The 25,394-nt window shown below is 68.2% G+C and carries 28 protein-coding genes; 10 read left to right on the top strand and 18 right to left on the bottom strand.

Annotated features, from left to right (window positions below; all coding sequences use genetic code 11):
• The first annotated feature begins 852 nt into the window (after positions 1 to 852).
• On the top strand, positions 853 to 1,371 hold the full coding sequence (locus tag BLU27_RS02245; protein ID WP_092650093.1) for a hypothetical protein: 519 nt from the start codon (positions 853 to 855) through the stop codon (positions 1,369 to 1,371).
• Here BLU27_RS02245 and BLU27_RS02240 read toward each other — a convergent pair.
• A complete protein-coding gene (locus BLU27_RS02240) occupies positions 1,368 to 1,856 on the bottom strand; it encodes a hypothetical protein (protein WP_092650091.1) in 489 nt (162 codons plus the stop codon). The two genes, BLU27_RS02245 and BLU27_RS02240, sit on opposite strands and share 4 nt — an antisense overlap.
• A 201-nt stretch (positions 1,857 to 2,057) precedes the next feature.
• Between BLU27_RS02240 and BLU27_RS02235 the strand changes: the two genes are divergently transcribed.
• The gene (locus BLU27_RS02235; RefSeq protein ID WP_092650089.1) at positions 2,058 to 2,942 is read left to right on the top strand and encodes an ANTAR domain-containing protein; all 885 of its coding nucleotides are present in this window, start codon (positions 2,058 to 2,060) and stop codon (positions 2,940 to 2,942) included.
• Positions 2,943 to 3,109: 167 nt separating this feature from the next.
• On the opposite strand, the gene BLU27_RS02230 is transcribed toward BLU27_RS02235, so the two are convergent.
• Positions 3,110 to 3,544: a hypothetical protein gene (locus tag BLU27_RS02230; RefSeq protein WP_092650087.1), complete on the bottom strand. Its 435-nt coding sequence runs from the start codon at positions 3,542 to 3,544 to the stop codon at positions 3,110 to 3,112.
• Between the two features lie 328 nt (positions 3,545 to 3,872).
• Here BLU27_RS02230 and BLU27_RS30170 point away from each other — a divergent pair, with 328 nt between their 5' ends.
• The 4 genes from BLU27_RS30170 to BLU27_RS02215 all read left to right on the top strand — a co-directional run bounded on the left by BLU27_RS30170 (position 3,873) and on the right by BLU27_RS02215 (position 7,489).
• Positions 3,873 to 4,364: a DUF5994 family protein gene (locus BLU27_RS30170; protein WP_092650085.1), complete on the top strand. Its 492-nt coding sequence runs from the start codon at positions 3,873 to 3,875 to the stop codon at positions 4,362 to 4,364.
• Positions 4,365 to 4,741: 377 nt separating this feature from the next.
• Positions 4,742 to 5,197 (top strand): hypothetical protein, encoded by a 456-nt coding sequence (locus BLU27_RS28725; protein ID WP_157728163.1) that lies wholly within the window; start codon positions 4,742 to 4,744, stop codon positions 5,195 to 5,197.
• Between the two features lie 825 nt (positions 5,198 to 6,022).
• Positions 6,023 to 7,081 (top strand): zinc-binding dehydrogenase, encoded by a 1,059-nt coding sequence (locus BLU27_RS02220; protein WP_157728162.1) that lies wholly within the window; start codon positions 6,023 to 6,025, stop codon positions 7,079 to 7,081.
• Between the two features lie 78 nt (positions 7,082 to 7,159).
• A complete protein-coding gene (locus tag BLU27_RS02215) occupies positions 7,160 to 7,489 on the top strand; it encodes a hypothetical protein (RefSeq protein ID WP_092650081.1) in 330 nt (109 codons plus the stop codon).
• A 169-nt stretch (positions 7,490 to 7,658) separates the two neighbouring features.
• Here the strand turns inward: BLU27_RS02215 and BLU27_RS02210 are convergent, their stop codons facing one another.
• On the bottom strand, positions 7,659 to 7,967 hold the full coding sequence (locus BLU27_RS02210; protein WP_157728161.1) for a hypothetical protein: 309 nt from the start codon (positions 7,965 to 7,967) through the stop codon (positions 7,659 to 7,661).
• A 44-nt stretch (positions 7,968 to 8,011) separates the two neighbouring features.
• On the opposite strand from BLU27_RS02210, the gene BLU27_RS28720 reads away from it, so the two are divergent.
• A complete protein-coding gene (locus BLU27_RS28720; RefSeq protein WP_157728160.1) occupies positions 8,012 to 8,620 on the top strand; it encodes a hypothetical protein in 609 nt (202 codons plus the stop codon).
• Between the two features lie 485 nt (positions 8,621 to 9,105).
• Here BLU27_RS28720 and BLU27_RS02200 read toward each other — a convergent pair whose 3' ends face one another.
• The 4 genes from BLU27_RS02200 to BLU27_RS02185 form a co-directional block, all read right to left on the bottom strand.
• Positions 9,106 to 9,435: a WapI family immunity protein gene (locus BLU27_RS02200; RefSeq protein ID WP_092650075.1), complete on the bottom strand. Its 330-nt coding sequence runs from the start codon at positions 9,433 to 9,435 to the stop codon at positions 9,106 to 9,108.
• 146 nt (positions 9,436 to 9,581) lie between these two features.
• Positions 9,582 to 9,980, bottom strand: coding sequence for a hypothetical protein (locus BLU27_RS02195; protein WP_092650073.1), 399 nt, complete (start codon positions 9,978 to 9,980; stop codon positions 9,582 to 9,584).
• 168 nt (positions 9,981 to 10,148) lie between these two features.
• On the bottom strand, positions 10,149 to 10,508 hold the full coding sequence (locus tag BLU27_RS02190; RefSeq protein ID WP_241827742.1) for a hypothetical protein: 360 nt from the start codon (positions 10,506 to 10,508) through the stop codon (positions 10,149 to 10,151).
• 240 nt (positions 10,509 to 10,748) lie between these two features.
• Entirely contained in the window at positions 10,749 to 11,591 is an 843-nt protein-coding gene (locus BLU27_RS02185; protein ID WP_241827741.1) for a PIG-L deacetylase family protein, read from the bottom strand.
• Here BLU27_RS02185 and BLU27_RS02180 point away from each other — a divergent pair.
• A complete protein-coding gene (locus BLU27_RS02180) occupies positions 11,580 to 12,065 on the top strand; it encodes a GNAT family N-acetyltransferase (protein WP_241827740.1) in 486 nt (161 codons plus the stop codon). The two genes, BLU27_RS02185 and BLU27_RS02180, sit on opposite strands and share 12 nt — an antisense overlap.
• Positions 12,066 to 12,301: 236 nt before the next feature.
• On the opposite strand, the gene BLU27_RS31065 is transcribed toward BLU27_RS02180, so the two are convergent.
• The 7 genes from BLU27_RS31065 to BLU27_RS02150 form a co-directional block, all read right to left on the bottom strand.
• Positions 12,302 to 13,054 (bottom strand): DUF6082 family protein, encoded by a 753-nt coding sequence (locus tag BLU27_RS31065; protein WP_422386095.1) that lies wholly within the window; start codon positions 13,052 to 13,054, stop codon positions 12,302 to 12,304.
• Positions 13,055 to 13,423: 369 nt separating this feature from the next.
• On the bottom strand, positions 13,424 to 14,251 hold the full coding sequence (locus BLU27_RS02175; protein WP_092650067.1) for a serine hydrolase domain-containing protein: 828 nt from the start codon (positions 14,249 to 14,251) through the stop codon (positions 13,424 to 13,426).
• A 167-nt stretch (positions 14,252 to 14,418) separates the two neighbouring features.
• The gene (locus tag BLU27_RS02170) at positions 14,419 to 15,459 is read right to left on the bottom strand and encodes a zinc-dependent alcohol dehydrogenase family protein (RefSeq protein WP_092650065.1); all 1,041 of its coding nucleotides are present in this window, start codon (positions 15,457 to 15,459) and stop codon (positions 14,419 to 14,421) included.
• A 390-nt stretch (positions 15,460 to 15,849) separates the two neighbouring features.
• Positions 15,850 to 16,755 (bottom strand): hypothetical protein, encoded by a 906-nt coding sequence (locus tag BLU27_RS02165; protein ID WP_241827739.1) that lies wholly within the window; start codon positions 16,753 to 16,755, stop codon positions 15,850 to 15,852.
• Positions 16,752 to 17,450, bottom strand: a complete 699-nt coding sequence (locus BLU27_RS02160; protein WP_092650063.1) for a class I SAM-dependent methyltransferase — start codon at positions 17,448 to 17,450, stop codon at positions 16,752 to 16,754. The genes BLU27_RS02165 and BLU27_RS02160 overlap by 4 nt, the downstream gene beginning before the upstream one ends.
• A 124-nt stretch (positions 17,451 to 17,574) precedes the next feature.
• A complete protein-coding gene (locus BLU27_RS02155; RefSeq protein WP_092650061.1) occupies positions 17,575 to 18,714 on the bottom strand; it encodes a glycosyl hydrolase family 28-related protein in 1,140 nt (379 codons plus the stop codon).
• 104 nt (positions 18,715 to 18,818) lie between these two features.
• Entirely contained in the window at positions 18,819 to 19,541 is a 723-nt protein-coding gene (locus BLU27_RS02150) for a class I SAM-dependent methyltransferase (RefSeq protein ID WP_092650059.1), read from the bottom strand.
• Between the two features lie 143 nt (positions 19,542 to 19,684).
• On the opposite strand from BLU27_RS02150, the gene BLU27_RS02145 reads away from it, so the two are divergent.
• Both BLU27_RS02145 and BLU27_RS28715 read left to right on the top strand, forming a co-directional pair.
• Positions 19,685 to 20,290, top strand: coding sequence for an ArsR/SmtB family transcription factor (locus tag BLU27_RS02145; protein WP_092650057.1), 606 nt, complete (start codon positions 19,685 to 19,687; stop codon positions 20,288 to 20,290).
• Positions 20,291 to 20,608: 318 nt separating this feature from the next.
• Positions 20,609 to 20,746, top strand: coding sequence for a hypothetical protein (locus BLU27_RS28715; RefSeq protein ID WP_157728159.1), 138 nt, complete (start codon positions 20,609 to 20,611; stop codon positions 20,744 to 20,746).
• Here BLU27_RS28715 and BLU27_RS02140 read toward each other — a convergent pair.
• From BLU27_RS02140 to BLU27_RS02125, 4 genes are read right to left on the bottom strand one after another with little or no spacing between them, the layout of a single operon-like run.
• Complete coding sequence (locus BLU27_RS02140; protein ID WP_092650055.1) at positions 20,731 to 21,762, bottom strand: cytochrome d ubiquinol oxidase subunit II; 1,032 nt, start codon at positions 21,760 to 21,762, stop codon at positions 20,731 to 20,733. The genes BLU27_RS28715 and BLU27_RS02140 overlap by 16 nt on opposite strands.
• 9 nt (positions 21,763 to 21,771) lie before the next feature.
• Complete coding sequence (locus BLU27_RS02135) at positions 21,772 to 23,136, bottom strand: cytochrome ubiquinol oxidase subunit I (protein ID WP_092650053.1); 1,365 nt, start codon at positions 23,134 to 23,136, stop codon at positions 21,772 to 21,774.
• A gap of 30 nt (positions 23,137 to 23,166) precedes the next feature.
• A complete protein-coding gene (locus BLU27_RS02130; RefSeq protein ID WP_092650051.1) occupies positions 23,167 to 24,285 on the bottom strand; it encodes a DNA glycosylase AlkZ-like family protein in 1,119 nt (372 codons plus the stop codon).
• The gene (locus BLU27_RS02125; protein WP_092650049.1) at positions 24,282 to 25,115 is read right to left on the bottom strand and encodes a GNAT family N-acetyltransferase; all 834 of its coding nucleotides are present in this window, start codon (positions 25,113 to 25,115) and stop codon (positions 24,282 to 24,284) included. The genes BLU27_RS02130 and BLU27_RS02125 overlap by 4 nt, the downstream gene beginning before the upstream one ends.
• Positions 25,116 to 25,394: the final 279 nt, after the last annotated feature.

Genomic DNA, 25,394 nt, shown 5'->3' with positions numbered 1-25,394 from the left:
AACTACTTGGACAGCTCGTTGAACGCGCGGAGTAACGGATGTCGAGTCCTACGCGTCCAACCACCGTGGGCCGCCAGAGCACTAGCGATCCTCATCATGGTGCCGGGCCGGAGGCTTTTGGCCACCTCGCTTGGTCCAGGACCCGAAGAGCGGCGGCCCTCGGTTGGCGGTTAGGGGCGGCCAGCCAAGCTGCCCACCTGCGCCGGGCAAGGCTACGGGCCGCCACTCTCCCGGACCAAACCAGGGCATCGGCCAAACTTGCTGCCACCGCTACCCGGCGCGGCGATCGCCCCGGCCACCTGCCACCGCTACCCGGCGCGGTGATCGCCCCGGCCGCCTGCACTGACTCCGGACAAGGTGCGCGCTCCGCGACCGAAGTCTCAGCAAGAGCCGCCGGGGCGATCGTCCCGGGAGGCTACAGGAGGTCGAGCCCCGTTACTGATCGGCACGGCGGCAGCGCCAGGCGCTGCTCAGAACTGAACATGGCAATTCGAGAGGTCCGCCACAGTGGCCTCCGGATAGGAGAGGCCACTGGTCTGTAGCACTGGGCGAAAGCCACCGCGGCGAAGTCCAACTCATTCCCCGCAGCAGGTCGACCAAACCTGTCTGCGAGGGCCGGCGAACCGGATGCACCGACCGTAGGGGCATCCGGGCCGACTCGCGAATATGGCCATACCCCGCGGCTACCCGCGCTCTCGAACAGCAGAAGTCTGCGGGAAGAAGCCGACACCCCGGCCAGCTCCTGCCACCGTCGGTGGTCGGGTCGACACTCCTACAGTCTCGACGCCCTGACCTGCACAGACGTACCCTTGGCGCTAGCCCAGCGCACAGCAAAGCGACAGATGCCCCGAAGTGGACCCAAGGCTGTACTCCACCGAGAAGCTGCACGAGCAGGCCGCGAACAAGCGGAGCTTCGCCGCGCAGCTGCGCCACCGCGCGGCTCATGACGGCGCCGAGCAAGCCGGCGAAGCCGACGAGGCGTACCGCTGCCGCCAACTCGCCGCGGCCGAACGCTTCCGTGCAGTGGCCAATCGAACCTTTGCGGCCCTCCTCCGCCAGCTGGCCGCCGACACCCGCCGAGGACTCATCGACCAGCCAGGCACCCTCGGCCCGGACGAGCATGAACGGGCCGCTGCGGAACGAGACCTGGCCGCCGACTACCGAGACTGGATCTCCGACCAACGCGAAGCCGACGGCGACCGACGCGACCAGGTAGCCGACGAACGTGACCGGATCGCCGGCGAACGCGAGGACCAGGCCCAAGACCGCCAGCGCCTCTTCGACGACCGCGAACGCCTTCTCGACCAACGCGAAAGCCTGCTGGACCAGTGCGAACAACGGCTGCCCCAACACGAGCAGAAGCCCGACTAGGCCTGGGCGGCGGACGGGGGGAGTTCGGAGCCGTTTTCGAGGACGGCGAGGAGTTCGGCCGTCTGGGCGTCGAAGATGGCTGTCCCGTCAACGAGTCCGGCTTCGCCGTAATCCTGACCGTATGGGGTGCGGCTGGACGCCTTGCGTAGGAGGGGGTGGACGCCTCGCCATGTCAGTACCCAGACCAGCCGGTTGGTGAAGGTGGTGGCGAAGGCGAGGCCGGGGCCGGGGTCGAAATGGAACACACCGTTCGTGGCGGTCATCAGGTCGGCGTCGGGAGGTACGTGGCTGTGCCAGCGCAGCCCCCAAGTGGCCTCGAACGTTCGGATCGCCTCAGCCGAGGAGATGCGCGGGGCGCTGTCGGCTGGTGCCGGCGCGAGTTCGATTCCGATACCTTCGTATCGTCGTCCGCCTGCGGGGAGCGGCCGGTGTTCCTCCGGCGGCCCCTCGCGGCGAACAACCCGATGCCAGTCCTGCCCGGACACACTTCCAGTGTGCTCCTTGACATCGCTCGTTGCGGACCGCGAGGGTGGTAACTTCCTTTACGGAAGTACGCAATGTCGTCATCCAGGCGTAGACCGCAAAGTACGAGATGTCGGGTGCGTGCGGAGTTCTAGGGGAGAACTCGCGCCGCCGAGACTCTGACGCAGATACGGCACCTTCCCGGCTACGTGCGAGGGATCGCCATGACGCGACATCAATCCTCACCTGACCCGACCGTACGTGTCGGCGTCGCCGCCGAACCGATTCCGGCGGAGGCAGAGGCCCACCTACTGCGCTTGCTCGCCAGCAACTGCACGAGTCTGTTCCACCTCGCCGCGAGCTGTGTCATGCTGCCCAGTCCCATCGCAGGACTGCGGCTCGCGGCCTCGTCTGGTGAGTCGGCCCTGCTGCGGGTCTTGTTCCCGTCCGCGGACGAGGACCATGTCGAGGGACCGTGTGTAGATGGGTACACCTTGGAGCAGCAAGTCAGCGAAACCGATCTGGTGACAGATCCCAGCCGGTGGCCGGCATTCGCCCAACTCGCCGATCAGGCCGGCATTCTTGCCGTCCACGTGATGCCCCTGCAAACAGCTGGCCAGACGATCGGCGCCCTGGGGCTGTTCGCCACCCACACCACCGCGGTCACGGCTGACCAGGAGAGGCTCATCCATGCTCTCGCCGAGGTAACCGCCATCGCCGTCGTTGGCCAACGCGCCGCGGAGGACGCGCACGTCCGCGCCGGACAGCTCCAAACCGCTCTCGACAGCCGCGTCCCTATCGAACAAGCCAAGGGAATCCTCGCCGCACTCGGCGGCATCCGGGTCGACCAAGCCTTTCACATGCTGCGTGCATACGTTCGAAGCAACCGACTCATGCTCACCGAGGTCGCCCGCCAGATCGCCGCCGGCGAGCGCGACACCAAGCCGATCCTGGCCACGCCGACAGAACCCCGAACCAAGCCACGCCACACCCGACGAAGCGGTGGACGCGCCCGCTCCGGCCCCCCACCGAACCAAACACCCAACCCGACACCCCACGACCGGATCGATGAGGACAACCATCAACCGGCCCCAGACCAGAAGCCTTGAAATCCCCCGGCCTGCTCACCGCGAACATGCAGCCAGTCCACTGGAGCCCCGAAGCCTCGGACCCCTCAGCCCAACCAAGGCAGATCCCCAATCAACGGGGAGTCCGCACTAACCCAGCACGATCCAAACGACCTGGCGCACCCCGAGCGCACTCGTAATGCCCTGGGCTACGCCCCGGCCGTCGTGTCCAGGCCGCGTTCACGCTCATCCAGCTGGGCCTCTTGAAGGTCCGCGAGGTGATCCCGCTCGTCTGCGACTGCGTCACGTTTGTCTGCGCGACGTTCTCGTTCGTCGGTAGCCGCGTCGCGGGCATCGGCCATCTGCCGCCGCTCGTGGGCGTCGCGGTCTGCGTCCGGGGTCGGACAGCTCACGGCGTGAACTTGACCACCGAGCCCGGAGCCCTGCGGGTTGGCGAGGCGGAGACGTCGATCGGCCGAGTGCCTTCGTACCATCGCCGCGAGCTTACGGGTCTGTTCGGAGTCGACGCGCTCCTGTGCCGCGCTCCCCCGCTCCGCCGTGGCCTGACGACGCCGTTCGGCGTCCCGCCGTCTCCTGCGGAGGGCCATGTCGATGAAAGTGTCGCCGTCCTGGCCTGTGCCCATGGCTTGAGTGTAGGCGCGCGGTACAGTGCAGGGCCGCTTTGAAATCAGCCGACCCGCCCCATTCTTCGGCCTAACCTTGCCGAGATCCAACCAGGCAAGCCTGGCTATTCGGGAGCGATTCCGCGTAGGGTCGTTGGTATTCCGAGCGGCGACAGTCGACTCAGAGTCGTACATGTCTGCCGCCCCTGCCTGATGCTCATCGACGCAGACGTCGGATCTCGGCGTTGACCAGCGATCGCTGGATGCTCCGGGTCTCGTCGCTGCCGGAGGTGGCATGACCTGGTGGTGATGTCACTCGTCGGCAGCGAAAGGAGCCCCTGTGGCTTGGATGGCCAGTAGCTCCCGCCCCTGGGACGCGGAGCCGTCGATCATCAGCGCACGTTTGAGGTGGGGGCCGTCGCTCTCGCGCTGCGCCCTGGTTCATGGCGCTTGGTGGCCGCAGTCGAACGACCCTCTCCTCGAACTCCCGGGACTGATCGTCGGCGTCGACGAGTGGTGCAGCGGATCCTCCGAATGCCTTATGCTCGCCCCTCACGGCTGGGAGGACCGGTTAGTGCGCATCCGGGTGAGCGGCCGGGTGGTCAGGGTCGGCTGGTACACGACTCAGCCGTGCGCCCTGGTCACGGTGACCTTCCCTGAGCTTCCCAACGTGCATCTGCTGATCATCCCCTTTGACACCGATCCCGTGCGGGCCGAGGCCGCGATGGTCATGGCAGCGAGCCCGGCTTGCGCCGTGCCGGCTCAGGAGATCCTCGCCACGGTTGCCCATGAACCGGCAGCGTTTCCGCCGGGCGTTGATCCTCCGGGGCCGGAGTCCTGACCAATGCGGTCCGGCCGAGGCGTGAACGCGTATAGGAACTGGCCCGTTTTCCGCGACTTCGGCATTCTGGCCGGGCGATCACCCGGCTCTCCGATTGGCCCCTGAAATGGGACGAACACCCACGCTCGACGCTGTGAGGTCCAGCTAATCGCATGCGCTCCCGGCCACCACTACGGTCTGACTACGCCGTCTTGTTGACCCGCCACAAATGTGCCCTTGATCCGGCTGGTTGCGAGCAAGACGGGCAAGCCTGCTCGCCGACCCCCGCCAGAACGAAGCCGATAATGACAGAGCAGACGATCGGCCCAAGTGTAAAGACAGGTGCACGAAACAGAGTCAAAGGGGCGGTTGGCCAACCGTTCCGCATGGTAGGCGGCATGATGCGTACCATGGACGATATGGGCTTGGACGACGCACCCGTCAATGAGCCAACACGCGGGGACTTGGCTCGACTGCGTGGAGAGGCTCAAGATCTGCGCGGACTTGCCGCCACTCAGCGGGAGCGGGCCGCCGAGGCGCGGCGCGATGCCAAAGAAATCCGGCTGGCCGAGGCAGAAATTCGCGCGAAGAGTGCAAGGATTCGCGACGATGCGTCGTATCAATGGCGGCTGGGCCCAGATAAGCGTGAACGGCTCATCGAGCAACGAGAACGCGCCGCCGACCAACGAGCCGACCGAGCCGACGAACGCGAGCGGGTGGCCGACGAACGCGAGCGGGTGGCCGACGAACGCGAGCGGGTGGCCGACGAACGCGAGCGGGTGGCCGACGAACGCGACCGGGTGGCCGACGAACGCGAAGGGGTCTCCCACTTGCGTGGCCAAGACGCCGACTGACCCCCTCCGCTGAGCCTTGCGGTTGCCCGGACGCCCCCATGACCTGCCGAGAAGTAACCGAACAGCAAGTAGAACAGCATGCTCCAGGCGATCAGCGCCCAGATCGTCGAGTCCTTCGGCGAGAGCGATGAGTCGGTGATGCACTCCATGATCCGTGGGCAATGACCCACCGTTGTGGGTCAGTGCCGATCAAGGCCCGGTTTCGGGGAACGCGAGGTTGACGCCCGGCGCACCGAGGATCCGTGCAGCAACGCCAGCGTGGTCCAGGCTCGGTCATCGGCCGGCTTGACGACGGTATACGCGGCCGGGGTACCTCGCTCTGTCAATGGTTCTGTCAATGAAATGGAGCCGTAGCGGGCCGAACATAGCAGCCTAGGCAAGCAAGCGTGCAGGTCAGGCCGCATGAAAATGATCATGATCGGCTTGGCGGCGCTCTTGTAATCGGGCGGTTAGGGGTTCAAGTCCCCTCGCTGGCTCAAAATCGCAGGTCAGAACGGGTGCAGCGTCGGCGCCCCTCATCGCGCTCCCACTTTACCCCCACAATTCAGCTTGACCGCTCGTCGTCGACGAGCCGTTCGAGCACGTCCTTGGCGCCCGTTCGCACCAGCCCACGACCCATTCCGCGCGTTGGGCGCCCGGTCGGGCGGCGCAGATGGGCGCGACAAGAGGGCCGCCTGAGCACTGGCGACCCTCATCACGTGCCCCGCTCCACGGGACCAGGAGTGCTGTGTGGCTGGTGCCGGGCCGGAGGTTTGGCCACCTCGCTTGGTCCGGGACCCGAAGGCGGGGACCACGGTCGGCGGTAGCGCCTCGGAACCGCCTGACATGGAATGTCGTGCGATCGGGAATGCGGGTCATAGCGTGGAGGGGAGATGCGGGGCGTCTCGCTCGACATCTTGGTGGCGCCGCTTCAGACGCCAAGGATTGCGGCCCGCATCTTCCGCTCGGTGGAACTGGGCGAAAGGGATACCGATGAGAGCGTGCGGAGTGTCCGGGCCGGGCGGGGATGTCATCCTGCTGGACTTGCCCGATCCTCCGTCTCCCGGTCCCGGTCAGGTCCTGGTGGCGGTCGAGGCAGCCGGAGTCGGACCATGGGATGGTCTGCTCAGCGGCGACGGCTGGGACGTGGGATTGCGCCCGCCGGCGGCACTGGGGGTAGAAGGTGCGGGGCGAGTGCTGGCAGTCGGCGCCGACGTTGATGAGTTCGCCGTCGGCGACCAGGTGCTCGCGCATGAGGCCCCGCTGCCCGGGGGAAGCGGCTTCTGGGCCGAACGTGTCCTGCTCACTGCGGCTGATGCGGCGCCGTGCCCGTCTGGGCTGTCGCCTTCGGAAGCGGCAGCACTGCCGGTCAACGGCCTCACCGCCTGGCAGGCACTGGCAACGCTGGCGCTCGGGCGAGGTCAGCGACTCCTGATCACCAACGGGGGCGGCAACACCGGCTCGCTGGCCATTCAACTCGCCGCAGCCATGGGCGTCGAGGTGACCGCGACCGCATCCGCTTCTGCCACCGGCCGGCTGCGCGGCCTCGGAGCCGCACAGGTCGTGGACTACCACGACCAAGACTGGCCGGACCAGGTACGCGGACAGTTCGACGGTGCGCTGACCGCCGCAAGCGGCACAGCGGCGGCCGCCATGCCCCTGGTGCGCGACGGTGGGCGGCTGTGCTCTCTGACCTTCGACGCACCTGCACCTGAACGCGCCATCACCACCACGGACCTGACCGTCCAACCCGATGCCACGCAGCTTGCCGGGCTGGCAAAGCGGCTCAGCGAAGGGACATTGCAGCTGACGCCAGAACCTCTCCCACTGCGCGAGGGGCCGATCGCTTTCGCCCGCGTAGCCGCCGGACGGACCGGCGGGAGAAAAGTCGTGCTCATCCCCTGAACAGACTCGCAGTACCTTCCAGGGCCGACCAACGCCAGCGGACGTCCGAAGCCACGCCGAGGAGATGCGCTACCCGCGATGATCATGGCCCAGGCGTCGTTCACCGGGACCTGGCGGGGTGTGACGCCGTGGCCGGAGGACTATGACATCGCGGTCCCCTACGTCGCGTGGTTCGAGGCTCGACACGGCACCGGGCTGGGGTCCGACAAATGGTCGACAGTCACGGTGAAAGCAAAGATCACCGCAGCCACTCGACCCGTCCCGACTGTCGCACCGCAGGTCGCGCAAATTCGTCGCGAATCGCCTGGCACAAGGCAAGAGCTGAAGAAGCTGTACGTGCCGCCTGACAGGTCGGATTGCACACCGCGCACAGCGGAGCAGGCCGATGTGCTTGACCGGCGCTATTAAATCCGCTGCAGCCCGAGCCAGCAGCTCGTCAGTTGATGGATCGAACGTGTGACACAAGGTCGATCACGCCCAGGCCGCCAGGGACGGTGCCGGTGGCGCGACGTGACGCTCCTACGGTGGTGGCCGTCTAGGTCGTGCTCGCGGCACCCGTCGTCGTTCTCAAACGAAGCTAGCCGCACGGTGGTGGGGGCGGCACGTCTTCGCCCGGTCGGAAGACGATCCGGGCGCCGCCGTCATCGACGTAGACCAGCTTGTCGTCGTTGACGGTGGCCGTCCCGTGGCCGGTGAAGCTTGGTGGAGCGTTCGTGCCATCGAACGGTGCTGGACGGCGGACTTCCCAGGTGTGGCCATCGACCTTCAACGGTGAGACTCCGCAGTGCCACAGCTCGACGTCCACGTCGTAGGTCGACTTAGTACAGGCACCGAGAAGCGAGGCCGCTAGAACGGCGGCACCGACACTGGCCAGCCATCGCTCCACGCAGTCATTGTGCTGCCGTCGGAGCAATCCTGCAGAATGACCACGTGGCTGCCGATCCGCCCTCACCAGAGCCTCCCCAACCCACGCCCACTGCCGACGCATCCACCGTTCCGCGATGGCGCTTCCATCTGGTCGTGACACTACTCACCGGTTGTCTGCTGTGGGCTGTGAGCGTTCCCGGCGCGGTGCTTCCGGCTGGCTACTTCGTCTTGCTTGGTCTCTGCGCCGCAGCAGTCATCTGGGCAGCCCGATTGGTGATCGCGCTACGAAACCGAACACCGTCATGGTCGTTCGCGGTCGCGCCGATCGGAGCGCTGATCGTTCTGGTCTTGGTAGTGATGACTGTGCCACTGCAGATGCGGTGGGGGTTGAGCAAGCCAGCCTTCGACGCGGTTGTTGAGGACGCCGCCCTGGCCACGTCGGAACAGGTAGACATTCGCAAGGCGTCCTGGATCGGTCTCTACCACATCTCCAGGGTGACCAGGGTTCCCGGCGGGTTCGTGTTCTACGAGGCCAATGGTTCGCTGTTCGACCATGCCGGATTTGCTTACCTACCTGACGGCCCGACACCCCGACTGGAGAACGGAAGCTTCGAATCACCGACCTTCAGACACCTCGGCGGGCCCTGGTACACGTTCACGGCTAGCTGGTGACCTGTCGCCATCGCGCTGGGCGCCCTACCGGGAGGGCCTCAGCCGGTTCACTGGGCGGCCTTGGAAGCGGGTTCAACAGCGTTCGTAGACGACCGCGATGCTGCTGACAATCGAACCCTGCGAGTGCCACACTCACGGCATGACGAGCGCGGGTCGCGTGGCAGGGTCTGTATCGACCTGGCTTGAACACCACGGCCGGTTGCTCGGTGCCGCGGTGGCCATCATGGCCGGTTTCCTCGTCCCGTCGCGACCGCCGGCATACGTCGCCGTGCCAATCGCGTTACTCGCGATCACGCTCATCTCATGGCGGCTAGCCGCGAGGACAGCGCGAGGCTTTCTGGAGGGATGGCGGGAGGACCCGCCGAGACGCGGACTTGGCCTGTAGCGGTAACCCACGGTGGAGCCGCCTGCCACTCCCTGGCCAGATCTAGCGGACCGGGTATGCCTGAAGTTCCTCTGTCCACGACTTCGCAGCGGCTCGCAAGTCAGCGGCGTTCAAGCGCAACAAGACCGCGTATTGGAAGAGCGACCACTGCTTCGGATGGTGTATCCAGTCCAGGCAGTGCTTCCAGTGAGAGGTGCACCCGGACGACGACCTCGCAGTCGTCACGTCCGGCGACGGAGAACGCCAAGACCGGTTCTGTGAACGCGAGTATGCGTTCCTCGCTTGGGTTCTGGACCACCTCGACGGTTCCGGCGGCCGCCTCTGCGAGCCAGGTCGCCAGGTCCCGCGCCTCTGTCATGGTCAGACACGGGTCGCGGAACTCCCACCGCTCCTCGGTCCGGAGCGAAACACGGCCCGCGATCCAGGCCACTCGCGGCAACCTTTCGCGGACGGACCTGCCACGCCTCGCTGATCACCGGTCGACAGCGGTCAGTTCGAGGTTCCCGTCGCTACGCCTGAGCCTCGGTGCCCGTGAGCGCTGATCTTCCAAGCTGGTTCTTCTCGCCGGGGCGGCCGTCACCCTGGCTGCGTGGCCATCACGACGATGATCACGACCGCGACGCCGACGCCCGTAGCGGAGAGAAGGAGCAATCGGGGCCATGGTTTCGCTCGCGTAAGGAAGGTGACTCCGGCCGCGAGGAGCAGGACAGCGCCGGTCATGGATGTGGTGGCGACGGTCATCGACGGGAGGGCTGCTCGCAGGCAGGTCTTCTTGTCAGCCGTAACCTGTGCGTCCGAACGTGGCTCGCCCTGGTGGTAGAGGCCTTCCTTGAGGTTGAACATCTCCTCCAGGACGGTGCGCGGGCAGCCTTGATTGCCGCCGAGCATGACGTACCTGTTCGCTTGCTCCATGAACACGGCTCCCATCGCGACAGCCAGCGCGAGCAGCAGGGCGCCTGCGGTGATGGTCCGCACGCGAGAGTCGAACCCCAAATCCTGGTTCGTGGTCGCGGCGAGAGCATGACAGGCCAGCGGGGGGCGCGCGGGCAGATGGAACCAGACCCGAGCCGGTTCCTTTCGTCTGGGCAGGCCGCGAGCGGCGTGGTACTTCCGTGCTGTTCGTGGGTGCCTCCGGGGCACCGACTAGCGCAGCCAGGTCACCTTGTTGAGGTCGGTGGTGAGTTCAAGGTCGTGCCAGGCCGTCATGTCTTGACGGCCTGGGCTCACTCGGGAGATGGCGACGTGGTTCTGCCCAACCTGCCGGTGCAGGTGCGTCGCGTCGTTCTGCTCGGGGCAGAGCACGTCCTTGATGCCGGGCCTCTGCACGCAGACGATGACGACAGGAAGCCCGTCCTCGCGAGGTCCATCCGTGGGGAAGAAGTAGACAGACCAGGAGGCGGCCGGCGCGGCGGTCGCCTCGTCCAGCGACTCCGAGCCGTCATCATCGCTGCTGACCTCGTGCTCGTACCAGCGAGCGAAGTCGTACCCGCGCGGGAGCGTCACAGGCAGGACCGGGAGTCACCGCGGACATGGTTGGCAGCATGAGGGGCTGAGGGGAGCTGATGAGGGTCGCCAGTCTTGCTGGCGGCCATCTTGTCGCGCCCAGCCGCGACGGCCGACCGGGCGCCCAAGGCGCGCCCGTCTCCCTACCCGTGCTGTGTCCGAAACGTCGGACCGATTGCTCGCCTCGCTGGCTCAGACACGAAAGCCGAGGTCGAAGCACAATGGCCTGGGTTTGGTTCGTCAGGCGGTTGGGGTGATCTGGAAGACCTCCGCCAGACGGCCTGCCGGAAGCCCGGCGCCGAGTGCAGCCTTGGCGGCCGTCTCGCGGATTCGCTCGGCGAGGTCGTCGAGATGGCCCGTCTGGCTGCGGTGTGCGCGAAGTGCCGCCACTTTGACGTCGACGGTGTCGGTGATGTCGACGTACGCGGTCGGTTCGGCGGCACCCATCAGCCATGCCTGAGAGGCACGCCACGCGTGCCATCCCTCGTCGTCGTGAAGCTCGGGGTGGATGTAGCGGTTGGCGGCATCGGGATAGATCGCGCACAGCGTGGCTTCACCGACCGCGCGGTGGTCCGGGTGGTTGCTGCGGATGAAGTCCCGGGTCCGTTCCGGTGCCCAGGTGAGGACGAGGTCGGGCCGGACCCGCCTGATCTGGCGCGCGATGTCACGGCGAAGCGCGAGTGTGACCTCCACTCGGCTGTCGGAGTAGCCGAGGAACGTGACGTCGCCGACCCCTAGCTCGCGCGCGGCCGCGCGGGCTTCTGCCTGCCGGAGGGCGGCCACCTGGTTTCGGGGAGTCTGACCCAGCTGGCCGGCGTCCCCGTTGGTCACGATGCAGATGGCAACGTCGAGTCCGGCGCGTGTCCAGCCAGCGATGGTTCCACCCGCGAGGAAGTCCAGATCGTCCGGATGCGCGGCGACGGCCAGCACGCGGGATACCTCGCGTACGTGGGTGCGGTTGTCCACTCGCCCACCCTGGCATCCTGATCGTCCGCTGTCGACGGTCAGGTTCGGCCGGGTCGGCGTTACAGGGCCGACGTTATGCTCGCCGCTATGCCCGACTACCAACCGATGTCGCTCCACCTGGAGACCGAGCGGCTGACCATGGGGCCATGGACTCTCGCTGATGCCGCCGAGCTCCGAGCGCTCCACGCCGAACGAGGTGGCGGGACGCCGACGATCGAGGACGTCCGCCAGATCATCACGAGACAGCTCGCGACAACGGAGCAGACCGGGCTTGCTCTGCTGCCCATTCGCCGGCGCGACGTCGGCGACTTCATTGGGTACTGCGGACTCATCGTCGGCCGCTCGACCGTCGACGAGCCCGAGATCGCGTACGAGTTGTACAAGCGCGTACACGGAAACGGCTACGCGACCGAAGCGGCCAGGGCTGTCCTCGACGCCGCGATCTCGACTGGACGCACTCGGCTCTGGTCGACCGTAGGTCCCTGGAACGCGCCGTCCCTGCGTGTCCTCGAGAAACTGGGCTTCGAGCGCAGCCACGTCTCGACCGACGAGCGCGGCGAGCACATTTGGCTGACGCGCTCGCTACCGTAGCCGGATGCCGACGCCAGCGGCCCATTCGGCGGTGAGCGTGGCGGATGGGGGGCGATACGCCGTCGTCCCCCCATCCGCTCACGCATGTCAGACCGCCGGTTCATGCGGGGGCCGGGGCAACGGCGAAGTGCTGCGAGCTGCACGCGCGGCCGTCCGCTCACGATCTATACATACAAGGCAGCGCGCCTTTTGGGACCAGTGCGTTTCCGGCAGCCGATCGTTGTCAATCCTCGCGTCTATCGCTTCGAGTGCGACTGCCTTTTGGTCCGCAGAGCACGTCGAAGTTGCGAGATCCACCTGGCCGGCGGTGTTTGGCGCCGTGGTTTCAGGGTGCGCGCCGGTTTCGTTGTTCTTCGACCCGGCGGCCGATAATCGGACGGCGGTTGAGGTCGTACGAAGATGGTTGACGAACTCCCTTGGCTGGGAGACTCGGATCGTGGTCGGGAAGGAGGACCGTATGCAATTGGTGGGCCCGCCTTCGCGGCTTCTCGGTACTCCTTGTCAAGGATTCTCATGAAACGCGAATCCCGGTGGGTACCAAAGCCGTCGCCGGGACGGGTCATACGGCGCCATCTCCAGTAGTTCCGCCCCGGCTCACCTCTGAAGATACCGCCGGCTATGAAACGCAACTCGTCCTTCGGTAGTTGCCTACCGGCCCAAGCTGTTCGCAGATGCTGGACGATCAGATTCATGTACGCATGGACGTCCCAGTCCTGCCCGGGTTCGACTGTAGAGGGGCCCCAGCATGCGGCGTATCGAGGGTCGGCCATCGCGAATCCCATGAGTTGCATGTGAATCTGCCTGAAGGAGTGGAGCTTCTCAAGGCGGTTCTGGGGTCGTTGCAGGAACAGGGCTACCGCGACACCTGTGATTGCGGATAGAACTGCGGAGGGACCACCGAATACGCTCGCGATCCAGCTAAGTCTCTCCCAATCTTGTCGATGGCTCGACAACAATCCAAGGGTCGACGGCGCCGCTGTCAGGAACATCAGTGCGGTCAACAATGTCAAGGCGAAGCCGAAATTCGAGACGGCATCCCTTTGGCTTGCCCACTTCGACCACGCGCAGATTCGCGCAAACGTGCCTCGTAAACCAGGCACAGATTCCTCCTCTGGTGTACTTGGAACTGCCCCCGTCCCACCAAGCACGGTGAATATACCCATGGGACACGCAGTTTGCAACGCAACGTGCAAAATTACTTACGCAGTGTCACCTCCTGGGCGCTGGCGACTGTGGAGGTGGTCTGCCTCAGAGGTCCAGCCGTCGCTGGATCGGGGCGGAGGTGGAGCCTGGGTAGCCGCCCTGTCAGGGAACGGTTCTGCGTACCCTTGGATGTCTCCTATCGAGGTCCCCGCATATCAGGGCTGCCACCGTTGGACGGGCGGCACGGTACGAAGGTGGGCGAGTACGGCAGCGCGGGCCGGCGTCCAGTCAGCGGGCAGGAGGCTCGGCAGACCCGTGGTGACGACCACGAGGTCGTACGCCGGGAAGACGCTGGTGTGCTGGCCGGCCCAGCCGCCGAAGAAGAAGCCGTCATCGTCTACCCAGGTCAGGTAGCCGTACCCCGTGTTCTCCGGTGGCCCGCCCGGCGTCCAGGCCGTCGTCATCGCCCGTACCCAGGCGGGATCGAGAAGCCTCTGCGTGCTCGTCGTACCGCCGTCAAGGAGAAGTTGCCCCAGCGCGGCAAGGGAGTCGGCGGACAGCCGCAGGTGTGCGGCACCGAAGCAGTGGCCCTCGGGGTCGCGCAGCCACTCCGCCTCGTCGATACCCAGGGGGCCGAAGAGACGTTCGGCGGCGTACTCCTCGAGGTCTCCGACTCGCCTGCTCAACCAGATCGCCAACAGGTGTGCGGCTTCGTTGTCGTAACAGAACCGCGTGCCCGGCGCCCAACAGTGCGCCCGGCCACGGATCGCCTGCTCCCACCCGGAGGGGAGCTCCATCAGCCGGTCGACGTCTTCGAGCTCGCTCGCGACACCTCGCGTCATGGTCAGGAAGTCCCGGACCGTCGCGTCGTCCTCGACGCGATCGTCCAGGGTGACGACGCCGCTGTCGACCGCGAGGCCCACCAGCATCGCCAGGACGGATTTGGTCATCGAGAAACAGTCCCGCGGTCTTCCCGGAGCGAACGAGACGCGGTGGACCAACTGGCCACCCTGCCGCACCACGAGGTCGGCCGTCTGGGCCATCCGGGGATCGGCGCGGATCGCCGCCTCGACAGCGCGACTCCACCGAGTCCAGGGCGAACGGCGCGCCAACGAGCCTCCTCAGCGTGAACGACAGCGGCGCTCCGCATTATGCGCACGTGCCGTCGTGCCCGCAAAGAAAATCTCGGCGGCTGCGGCGTACCGTCACGTCAGGTTCGGTGGAGGGCGACCTTCAGTGCGCCGGTCTCCTGCGGATGCGAGAACACGTCGTACGCCTGCTCCATCTCGTCCAGGCCGAAGCGGTGGGTGACGAACCGGTCGACCTCGAGCCGGCCCGCGGCCAGCATCCGGAGCAGCGTGGGCGTGGAGTACGTGTCCACCAGACCCGTAGTGATGGTGACGTTGCGGCTCCACAGGCTTTCCAGGTGCAGGGTGGCCGGCTTGCCGTGCACACCGACGTTCGCCACGTGCCCTCCGGGACGGACCAGGCGGGTGCACAACTCGAACGTCGCCGGTACGCCCACCGCCTCGATCGCGACGTCCGCGCCGAGGCCGTCGGTGAGTTCGGCCACCATCGTCTCCGCGTCCTCGCCCGGCCCGACCAAGACGTCGGCACCGAGCCGTTTGGCCGCGTCCAGTCGCGTCGGCGCCAGGTCGACGGCGACGAGGTGGCTCGGGCTGAAGAGGGCGGCGGTGGTGAGTGCGGCCAGCCCGATCGGCCCCGCGCCCACCACGACCACGACGTCACCGGGGGAGACCCGGCCGTTGCGTACGCCGACCTCGTAGGAGGTGGGCAGGATGTCGGCGAGCATGAGTACGGCCTCGTCAGCGGCACCGTTCGGGACCGGATAGGTGGAGGTGTCGGCGAACGGCACCCGCACGTACTCCGCCTGCGTGCCGTCGACCAGGTGTCCGAGAATCCAGCCGCCACCCCCGAGACACTGACCGAACGCGCCGGTACGGCAGAAGCGGCAGCGGCCGCACGCGGTGATGCAGGACACGAGTACCCGGTCGCCCGGCTGGAGCGTTCTCACCGCGGGGCCGACCTGCTCGACCGTCCCGACCGCTTCGTGCCCGAGTACGCGACCGGGTTCGATCTCGGGCACGTCCCCGCCCAGGATGTGCAGGTCCGTGCCGCAGATGGTGACCGTGTCCACTCGCACGATCGCGTCGCTGTCCTGCTCCAGCGTGGGCTCCGGCACGTCGCGCCACGCGCGCCGGCCGGGCCCGTCGTACACAAGTGCCTTCATCGTCGGCCCCTCGCGTCGGTGTCACCGCTGGTCTCGCCCACCATGCCAGCCGCCAGTCCGAACGGGGCAGAGTCTCAAGTCCCTTTCCTTCTTCGCAGACCTCGACGCTCTGCCCGAAATAGACAGGCGAGACGTGCAGGTTGCTCTTGCCGGGTGCCGTGTTCCCGCGCTCCTGGCACAGAGAACGGAGTTGCCGTCCAGGGCGGGTACGGAGTTCACGGTCACCGACCGGGCCGAGCGTGGCCGGAGGCTGCGGTGGACGAGGCCTCACTGAGGGCAAACCTCAAGCTGGGCTACGAGATCGGGCCGCTGTGGCTCACCTACGGACGGGTGGCCGGAACGCCCACGCGCTCCGACCACCGGCCTGCACGTTCGAACGGGCGCTGGGGACTACCGCAGGGAGTGCCGGTGAAGGGTGAGACCCGGGGGAGCGAGGCGGACGATGTCGGCGACCGTGAGCACCTGGCGAGGGCTGTGCCATTCCTGCCCCGGCTTGTGCAGCGCCCAGCCACCGCCGAGGGTGACGGCCGCGTGGGTTGAGGTCCCACCGGCGTTGCGCCAGACCAGCACCGTGCCCGGCAGGTCGTCGCTTCCTCCCGCCGTGCAGCGGGCTGCCAGCCACGCTTCGAAAGGCTCTTCGGCGGCGTTCCGGACGCCTGTCGCGGCTATGACGGTGGCGAAGCAGTTGGTCGCGCCGGTGTCCAGTGCGCTTCCCCTGCTCCCGCCGGCGAAGGTCCCGCTGAGTGCGCGGGCGTCGGGGAGTACGGCAGCGGCGGTGCGCCAGATCTCCTCCGGCACCGAACGGCGCTTGCACGGCAGTTGGTCCTTGCCGACGAAGCGCGGGAGTACGGCGTCGACGTGCGGCTCCACCAGGGTCGGCCACCAGACGAAGTGCTGCCCGTCGGCCTGCTCGCGCAGCGCCCGTGCGTCGAGCAGGTTCGCCCACTCGCCGACGGTGGCCACGCCACCTCGCCCGTGCCTCACCTGTGCTCGGACGAGCTCCGCACGCACGGGGCGTGGGAGGGCGTGGAACGCTTCCTCGTCGAGCCAGACTCTGTCCAGCCCTGCGTCGAGATTCCAGAGCTCGTAGGTGTCGCGGAGTTCCGTCGACAGTTCGCGTGCGGAGTCGGGAGTGAGGCCGAGCTCGGCCGCCTCGGCCGCGGTCAGGAAGAACGGCTGACAGGCCGGCGCCAGCCAACCTGCCCAGCGCCGAAGCAAGGTGCGGTTGACATCGATCCCCAGCACCTGCACCGTCCTGTGCGGCGCAGGCGCCTCGCCGGACTCGGTGTCAGTCACCGCTTGACACAGGTGTAGGCGCCGTAGATCGAGCCATGGAACCCGACGTCGACGATCTCGAAGCCGCAGGCTTCCAGCATCGGCTCGAACAGCCAGCGGTAGGTGCTGTGCTCGGTCTGGATGTGCTCGATGTAGTCCTCGCGCGTGTAGCCGGCCGCGGGGTCGTCCACAGCGCCGGCCAGCCACTTGTCGAAGAACTCGCCCGCCTGGTCGGGGCGGAAGTCGTAGATCAGGTCACGGACCCGCAGCACCCCGCCCGGGCGCAGCATGTTCGCGATCCGTACCAGCGCCTGCGTCTTCCAGAAGTCCGGCAGCTGGTGCAGCGCGTGCCGGGTGTATACGGCGTCGGCGGGTTCGCCGGTGTGGTCGTACGACAGGAACCCCGCCCGCACGCACTCCAGGGTCGCCAGGCCTCGACACTCGGCGCGTTCGCGCATGCTGGCCACCATCGCCGGCGAGATGTCCACGGCGACGACGCGGGCGAACCGCTCGGCAGCGGCCAGCGCGAACTGGCCGGTGCCGGCGCCGAGATCCACCACGGTCGCGCCCTCGCCGACGCCGTGGGCCGCCAGCGCGGCCAGGTCGTCCGAGGGGTCGGGGCGGCCCTGCTTGCGGTCGAAGCCGGCGACGAAGCCGGGGTCGAGGTGTTCGGGCCCGGCGTGGGCGAGTTCGTCGACGAACCAATGGGTGCTCACCGGACGATGGTCGGCCGAACCTCGGCAGGCCGCAATCCAATTTGCCGGCGGGGACCCGACCGGCGGGGACCCGACCGGCGGGGCCCCGACCGGCGGGGACCCGACCGGCGCAGGCCCGACCAGCTCAGGCCGGGATGACGACGAGCTTGCCCTTCGTGTCGTCGACCCACGGGTGCGTGAGGTACTTCCGGCCGTGCACGCTCTTCCACAGGCGCAGCTCGCACCGCCCGCTGACGCCGGAGCGGCAGCGGACCCCGGTCCCGATGGCGTTGGACGCGGCGCCGTCGAGGATCAAACCGGTGATGCTGTGGCCGCCACCGGTCACCAGGTCGACCACGGTGTCGGCGGACTGCGCGAACGGCGAGGTGATCGCCCAGCCCCACCCGCGAACGGAGACGCCGACGGCGAAGTCCTCGAAGAACGGCGCGGTGACCACGACGTTGAAGGTGGACGTGGAGTTCGCGCGGATGCCGATGGAGTTGGCCACCGGCCCCTTGACGCTGGAGTTCTTGAAGCGTGGATTACGGATCTCGACTGCGTGGATGACCGTGCTCTTGCCGGTCTCCTCGGGGTCGTGCAGGTCGATGCCTGCCTGCACGCGCTCGAAGGCGCAGTCGGCGATGGCGACGTTGTTGATCGGGCCGTTTCCGGTCGGAAGCGACTGCGGCTTGACGACGATGGCAGCGCGCTCGGCCCGGACGCCCTCGACGCCGAACCGGTAGAAGCTGCAGTCACGGATCGAGCCCACCCAACTCGACCAGACCCGGACGCCCGTGCGGTCACCGAACGCGGCGTCGAAGTTCACCCGGTCGACGATCCACTTCCGGCCGTACTGGCGGATGTCCAGCATGGGTTCGCGGGTGGTCGACGAGGAGCGGATGGTGAAGTCGCGCAGGACCAGGCCGTTCGGCTGGCCGTTGGACAGCGTGCCGACCGAGATGGCGGGCGAGTGGGGTGGGGCGAGGAGCACGGTGCGTTCCGGTCCGTCGCCGCGGATCTCCAGCGGGCCGGTCGCCTGCAGTGACTTGCTGAGCTGGTACGTGCCCGCCGGGATGAGGAGTGGACGCGGCCGCGGGCCGGCGACGGCGCGGTCCAGCGCGGTCTGCAGGGCCTTGTGCTCGTCCTTGCTCCCGTCGCCGACGGAGCCGAACTCGCGGGAGTCGAGCAACGCAGCGGTCGCTCCGGCGCCCAGGCCGATGAACCCTCGCCGGGACAGCGCCATGCGCCCCCAGTCGAGGAGTCGGTCGACCAGGTCGTCGTTCATCCGCAGTCAACCGCCGTTCTCGTACTCGTCCGACCGTCAGGGGTGGGATGCCGCGCCTCAATTGTGCCTCCGCCACGGCGCTCGGGAAACCTGGACCGCAACCATCACCGCACGAACAGGCCCGCCCACAGGAAGCTCTCGCCGAACGTCGGCGAGCCGGCGTCCTGCGGCCGCATCCGGCGTACCTCGACCGGCCGTAGCCAGCCGAAGATCCGGCGAAGATCCTCCTCGCGGTACGCAAGACCTCCGGCGAGGCGGCCCTCGCGGTAGAAGTTCGCGTCCGGCTCCTCCGATCCCATCGCGCCCCAGGCGAAGCTCACCAACCCGAACGCGGAGACTGGAGCGAGCGCGCGTTCGAGCAGCCGGCGGTAGCTGATCCGGCGGTGCGGCGGCAGGTGATGGAAGCAGCCCGAGTCGTACACCAGGTCGTACGCGGCGAACGCGTCGTCGAGTTCGAAGATGCTGGCCTGGACGAAGTTGACGTCCACGTCCGCTGCCGCTGCCCGCTCCCGGCCCCACTCGAGCGCGGCCGGCGAGAGGTCGACGGCGTCGACGTCGAACCCCTGGCGGGCGAGCCAGACGGCGTTGCGGCCGGGTCCGCAGCCGAGGTCGAGGGCACGACCCGCGCGGGGTACGAGACCGGCCGAGTGCCAGGCGACCAGCGACTCGTCCGGCGCGTCGCGGAAGAACGGAACACCGCGCTCCCGGTCGCCGTAGAAGCCGTCCCACCAACCGGCGCCGCGTGCGGTCCACCGGTCCGCGTCCGCCTCGAACAGGGCGTCCATCAGGGCGAACACGTCCTCCTCGCTCGCCACGTTGCGCTCCACCGGCGGGTGCCTCCGTTCCGTTCCTGCTTCATCCGACGTTGCTCCGGCGAGGGTAGCCGGGCGGCCGACACCTCTCGGAGTGCAGTGGGCGAGACGAAGCCTGGCACTTGACGCCCGAATTATCTAAAGACTAGTTTCGAAACATGTCTTTCGAGGACCGGTCTCCGGAGGCTCGCGTACTCCGCGACCCGAAGGCGATGCGGGCGATGGCCCATCCGGTTCGGCTGAGGGTGCTGGAGATCCTCCGTGAGGAGGGGCCGCTGACCGCCACCGAGCTCGGCGAGCGGATCGGCGAGAGTCCCGCGAACACCTCGTTCCACCTTCGTACGTTGGCGAAGTACGGCTTCGTCGCGGAGGCCGAAGGAGGTAGGGGCCGCAGCCGTCCCTGGCGCGACGCGAGCGGGGTGTTGGTGATTCCCGACGCCGAGCTGGAAGGGGAGGCGCGGCGTGCGGCGGTGGCGATGGTCAACGGTCTGCGAACGCTGTTGATCCGCCAGATCGAACGCTGGGTCGCCGAGCGCTCCGCCTACCCGAAGAAGTGGCAGGGGGTCGGCTTCGAGATGGAGTTCCGGACCCGGATGACGGCGGAGGAACTGAAGAAGGTCAGCCGGCAGATCCAGGACGTGCTCGAGCCGTACAAGCGTCCCGCGAGTGAGCTCCCCAAGGGCGCGAGGGCCGTGACGGTCGCGGCGTGGGGCTTTCCGACGGAACCGCCGAGTGGCAGGTCCCAGCACCGGGACGCCCGGTGAGGGCGCCGAGCGCGGAGCCGGACACCGAAGGCGGAGCACGCGGTATCGCCCTCGTACGAGCGGTCTCGATCGTGTCGGCAGCCGACCGGGGCGCGTTCGCCGCGGTCGTGTGCCTGTTCGCGGTCTCGGGCCTGGGCGTGGCCGAACCCGTCCGGAAGCCGCCGCAGAAAGTCATCGGCACCCGCCTGCGCGGCGCTGTCCTCGATCGCGTCCCGGTCCAGGTGGCTCGACGCCGAGGCCGAAGCGGCGCTGTTCGAGACGATCGAGAGCCTGCGTGCCGGGCGTACCGTCGTCCTCATCTCGCACCGCTTCTCGACGGTGCGTTCGGCCGACCGGATTCTGGTTCTGCACGACGGCAGGCTGGTGGAGAACGGCAGTCACGAGGAACTGATCGCACTGGAAGGTCGCTACCGCCGGATGTACCAACTGCAGTCCAGCGCCTACGTCGGCTCCTGACCCGACGCAGGGGCCGTCTCCTGGTGCGAGCCGCGCTGGAAGGTGGCGTACAGCCACCACAGCGACGGAACGAGCAGGAGTGCGCCGACGGCGACCGCGCCGATCGTGGCGGCGAGTACGGCATCGGTCGCCGCGGCCTGACGAGCCGTCACCCCCGGCAGCAGCCGCGGAAACTGTCCGACACCCCACCCCCACAACAGGCCCACGACCGCGGCCGCCGCGGTGATCCGTACGGCCACGAACACCCGCAGCCAGAGGAGTACGAGCGAGGCCAACCCCGCGGCGAGCGAGAGGACGAGCAGAGGGAGCGCCCGGCCGGAGGTGAGCTCGGTGAACAGGCCCGGCGCGTCCGCATGCAAGACGACCAGCCCCACCGCCGCGACCACTCCGACGACGACTCCCGTGACCAGCCCGCGCCGGCGGAAAACTTCTGCCAGTGCGGCGAGATCGGCGCGCTCCGCGTCCCGCGTGAGGTAGACCGCCGCGAGATAGGCACCGGTGCCCACGGCGAGTGCCCCGGTCACGATCGACGTGGGGTTGAGCCAACTGGTGACCAGATTGCCGCGCGCGATGCCGGGTGGCACCCTGCCGGACGCGATCGCCCCCGCGACGGTGCCGAGGAAGAACGGCGTCACCACCGACGAGAACGCGAACGTCGCGCCGAACAGCCGCCGCTGCCACAGTTTGGTGCTCACCTTGCGGAACGCGAACGCGGACCCGCGGGCGATGATCCCCAGCGCGGCAAGCGTGAGCGGGATGTACAGGGTGGAGAACACCGCGGCGAACACCGGCGGAATGCCCGTCCACAGCAACACGATGACGAAGATCAGCCATACGTGGTTGGCTTCCCACACCGGTCCGATGGAGTGCTCGATCAGCCCGCGTTGCGCCCGGCCGCGTTCGGCGCTGCCGGCGAGCAGATCCCAGCCGCCGGCACCGAAGTCCGCTCCGGCGAACAACACGTACGCCGTGAGGCCGATCCACACCAGCGCGAGGATGACGTCGACGAGTGGCATCGGCAGGCCTCAGGCGACCGGGTACCCGGCGACGTCGTGTTCCTGCGGCGCGGCCGGCGCTGGGGAGTCCCGGGACAGCCGGCGCAGAACGTACACCGTCGCCACGGTGAGCACCACGTAGACCGCGAAGACCAGGACGAATCCCCACACCAGTCCGGGTGCGGGGTTGACCGCATCGGCCGTACGCAGCACGCCGTAGACCGTCCACGGTTGCCGGCCGACCTCGGTGACCGTCCAGCCGGCCTCGAGCGCCACCACGGCGGCGACGCCGCCGAGCGACGCCGCCCGCAGGAACCACGCTGAGCGCGGCAGCTCCCGCCGTCGCCACCACGTCCACGCGAGCCATGCCGACAGCAACAGCAGCGCCAGTCCCATTCCGACCATCAGGTCGAAGGCGGGGTGCACGACGTTGACCGGCGGCCAGTCGCTCGGTGGAACCTTGTCGAGGCCGACGACCTCGGCGTTCGGCTTGCCGTGCGCGAGGAGGGAGAGCCCGTACGGAATCTCGAGGGCGCCCCGCAGCTCGCCGTCGACGGCGAAGCCGCCGACGCTCAGGGGTACGCCGCGTCCGGTGTGGAACAGCCCTTCCATCGCGGCGAGCTTGATCGGCTGGTTGTCGGCGACGAAGCGGGCGGCCCAGTCGCCGACGACGAGTTGTGCAGGCGTGACCACGGCCGCCACCGTGAACGGCAGCAGGAAACCCAGCCGGTGGTACCGGTCGCGTCGACCACGCAACGTCCCGACCGCGTAGACACCGGCGATGCCGAACCCGGCGACCATGAACGCCGCCAGGATCATGTGCGTCGTCTGCGGAGGGGTCGACGGGTTGAACATCGCCGCCCACGGGTCGACCGCGACGATCCTCCCGTGCGCGACGTCGAACCCGGTGGGCTGCTGCATCCAAGCGTTGGCCGACACCACGAAGAACGCACTGGCGACCCCGGCGACCATGATCGGTATCCCTGTCAACAGATGCTTGACCGGACTCAGCCGATCCCAGGCGTACAGATAGATGCCCAGGAAGATCGCCTCGATGAAGAACGCCACGCCCTCCATGGCGAACGGCAGGCCGATGACCTGCCCATAGACGCCCATCAGGCCCGGCCACAACAGACCCATCTCGAACGACAGAATGGTGCCGGACACCGCGCCGACCGCGAAGAGCACGCCCATGGCCCGCGCCCAGCGCCGCGCGAGCATCCGGTAGGCCGGGTCCCCGGTGCGATGTCCGCGCCACTCCGCGATCAACGTGATCGCCGGCATGCCGACGCCCAGGCAGGCCAGGATGATGTGCCAGCCCAGGGACAGAGCCATCTGGGTCCGGGCCGCCACGAGGTCGGCGTAGGTCGCGGGCGCGGTCAGCAACACCACCATCGCCGTTTACCCAGGCGGGATGCGGCCCACTCAACCCGGCAGGGAGGGATCCACCTTCAGCCAGCGCGCGAGATCGTTGATCTCACGGTGTACGGCGGCGCTGATCGCCTTCGTGAACGGTACGTCCTGGTGGATGGCGTGCACCCGGAGCAAGCCGGCCTTGCGGTCGGCGGTGGCGTCGAGTTTTCCCACGAGGCAGTCGCCGTACAGGATCGGGAGCGCGAAGTAGCCCCAGCGCCGCTTGGCGGCCGGCTTGTACATCTCCAGCTGGTAGTCGAAGTCGCAGAGCTCGAGCGTGCGCCTTCGGTCGTGGACCAAACGGTCGAACGGCGACAGCAACGCCGCCCGGCCCGGGACGGCCCGGCCGGAAAAGGGCTGGTCGAGGTAGACCGGGTCCACCCGCCAGGTGCCCTTGACACCCTCGACCACGGCGGGTTCGCCGGCCTCACCGACATCCCATGCCTCGGTCGGGCTCTCCGCCGCCCTGGCTCGAGCAATGCCCAGGGAACGCAACCGGCGTTCGTCGCGGACACGCGCCGCCTCGTCCGCCGGGACCACCGGGTCGTCGGGATAGACCCGTGACGCGAGGTCCCACAGCCGCTCGCGGCCCCTGCGCCCGGCGATGGCGACTTCGCCCCGCGCCACCATGATGTCGAGCAGCTTGATCACGTTCTTGTTGTTGGTCCACCCGGTAGAACTCCACGGCACGGCGCAGGTGTCCGGAAGCTCCCGCGACGTCAGCGGCCCGGAGGAGCCGAGCCGGTCCAGGATGTCGCGTCGGCAGGCGTCGTTGGCCCGCACCCACTCCCGCAGCGACACCTGCCAGTCGCGAAGCTTCCCGGTACCCGGCCACGCCGCCATCTGGGCGCGGTAGAGCGCCAGGTCCTCGGCCGGCCGGAGCATCGCCGCCAGCTCGATCAGCCGGCGTTTCTCCAGGGCGGCGGTCAGCTCGGCCGGTGCGTACGACGAACCGAGGCGGCTCCACGCCACCAGGTCGGCGTTCGGCGCGATCGCCGCCGTCGGGTCGAGCTGGAGCATGGTGAGGTGACGCACCAGGTCGAGCAGATCCGTCGGCCGTTCCTTCTGCAGGAGTTGCGCGCGTACGGCGACGCGGCGAGCCTCCGTGCGGGACAGCCGGTGCACGGTCATGACGCCTGCGGAGTCCAGACGTACGGCGTGGTGGTGGCGACCTTGAACATGCCCAGGCGTTCGAGGATCGGCCGGCTGTCCTCGGAGGCGTCCACCTGAAGGAACTCCAGTCCCTTGGCCTGCGCGATTCGCGCGCGCTCGGCGATCAGCGCCCGGTAGATGCCGCGTCCCCGCCACCTCGCCAGCGTCGAACCGCCCCACAGGCCGCCGAACCTGGTGCCCGGCATCACCACCAGCCAGGCCGCCGCCACCACGGCTCCATCGGCCTCGGCGACCAGGACGGCGATGTCGTCGGGGCTGCCGGCCACCCGGTCGGCCAGGTCGTCGGCCAGCCAGGACCAGTCCTGGGACCACACCTCCGACTCCATCGCCGCGATCCGGTCCAGGTCAGGCCGGTCGCTGACGGGGCGGATCGTGATGCCCTCCGGCACCCGCCCGGCGTCGAGGACGTCGCGCACCCGGCCGACGACCACCGACTCCTCGTCCTCGGGCGCGAAGCCGGCCTCTTCCAGGAGGCCCCGCAGCCGCGGATGGTCGTTGCTGTAGTACTTCCACTCCACCGCTTCGTTCCGCTCGGCGAAGAAGTCCCGCGCCCGCCGGACGTAGCCCTCCACCTCCTCATCCGATGCGCCGGCGAGTCCGTCGGAGAACACGAACGCCCGGTGGGTCGTGGTCACCCGCAGTACCCGGCCGTCCGGGTGTGAGGTCCACGTGAGCGGCATGCGGGCGGCCACGGTGGCCCGGACCTGGGCGTCGTGGGCGGCGAGGAGTTCGGCGGCGACAGAGGTCTGCGCACCGGAAGTCGCGGATCGGTTCGCGGTGGAGGTCACCGGCGGGATTATGGCAGGACCTGCTGGTGACCGGCGGGTCCGTCTGTCGGTCCGCGCATGCCCCGCCCCTCGCCCAGAAGGCCGGTGAGGCCGTCGGCAGCGTCAGCCACCACATTCGAGCCCTGGCCGCGGCCGGGCTGATCGAGCAGGCGCCGGAGCTGGCGAAGGACCGGAGGGAGCGGTGGTGGCGCCGCGCCACACCGTCGCTGTGCTGGTCCTCGGCCGACTTCGCCGAGGACGCGGCCGGGGACGCGGTCGCCCGTGCCGTCGAGTCGCTCA

The sequence above is a fragment of the Actinopolymorpha singaporensis genome (genome assembly GCF_900104745.1).
In the GTDB taxonomy this organism is placed as follows: domain Bacteria; phylum Actinomycetota; class Actinomycetes; order Propionibacteriales; family Actinopolymorphaceae; genus Actinopolymorpha; species Actinopolymorpha singaporensis.
Note: the sequence above shows the minus strand (reverse complement) of the source record. Positions and strands in the feature narration are given on the sequence as shown.

Excerpts from the sequence above, each read along its gene's own strand:
- BLU27_RS02230 (WP_092650087.1), bottom strand. The coding sequence starts at position 3,544 with ATGGGCACAGGCCAGGACGGCGACACTTTCATCGACATGGCCCTCCGC.
- BLU27_RS02130 (WP_092650051.1), bottom strand. The coding sequence starts at position 24,285 with ATGACCGTGCACCGGCTGTCCCGCACGGAGGCTCGCCGCGTCGCCGTA.
- BLU27_RS02175 (WP_092650067.1), bottom strand. The coding sequence starts at position 14,251 with ATGGCCCAGACGGCCGACCTCGTGGTGCGGCAGGGTGGCCAGTTGGTC.
- BLU27_RS02170 (WP_092650065.1), bottom strand. The coding sequence starts at position 15,459 with ATGAAGGCACTTGTGTACGACGGGCCCGGCCGGCGCGCGTGGCGCGAC.
- BLU27_RS28725 (WP_157728163.1), top strand. The coding sequence starts at position 4,742 with ATGATGCGTACCATGGACGATATGGGCTTGGACGACGCACCCGTCAAT.
- BLU27_RS31065 (WP_422386095.1), bottom strand. The coding sequence starts at position 13,054 with ATGTTCCTGACAGCGGCGCCGTCGACCCTTGGATTGTTGTCGAGCCAT.
- BLU27_RS02145 (WP_092650057.1), top strand. The coding sequence starts at position 19,685 with ATGTCTTTCGAGGACCGGTCTCCGGAGGCTCGCGTACTCCGCGACCCG.
- BLU27_RS02155 (WP_092650061.1), bottom strand. The coding sequence starts at position 18,714 with ATGAACGACGACCTGGTCGACCGACTCCTCGACTGGGGGCGCATGGCG.
- BLU27_RS02140 (WP_092650055.1), bottom strand. The coding sequence starts at position 21,762 with ATGCCACTCGTCGACGTCATCCTCGCGCTGGTGTGGATCGGCCTCACG.
- BLU27_RS02180 (WP_241827740.1), top strand. The coding sequence starts at position 11,580 with ATGTCGCTCCACCTGGAGACCGAGCGGCTGACCATGGGGCCATGGACT.
- BLU27_RS02135 (WP_092650053.1), bottom strand. The coding sequence starts at position 23,136 with ATGGTGGTGTTGCTGACCGCGCCCGCGACCTACGCCGACCTCGTGGCG.
- BLU27_RS02235 (WP_092650089.1), top strand. The coding sequence starts at position 2,058 with ATGACGCGACATCAATCCTCACCTGACCCGACCGTACGTGTCGGCGTC.
- BLU27_RS02220 (WP_157728162.1), top strand. The coding sequence starts at position 6,023 with ATGGAATGTCGTGCGATCGGGAATGCGGGTCATAGCGTGGAGGGGAGA.
- BLU27_RS30170 (WP_092650085.1), top strand. The coding sequence starts at position 3,873 with ATGGCCAGTAGCTCCCGCCCCTGGGACGCGGAGCCGTCGATCATCAGC.
- BLU27_RS02215 (WP_092650081.1), top strand. The coding sequence starts at position 7,160 with ATGATCATGGCCCAGGCGTCGTTCACCGGGACCTGGCGGGGTGTGACG.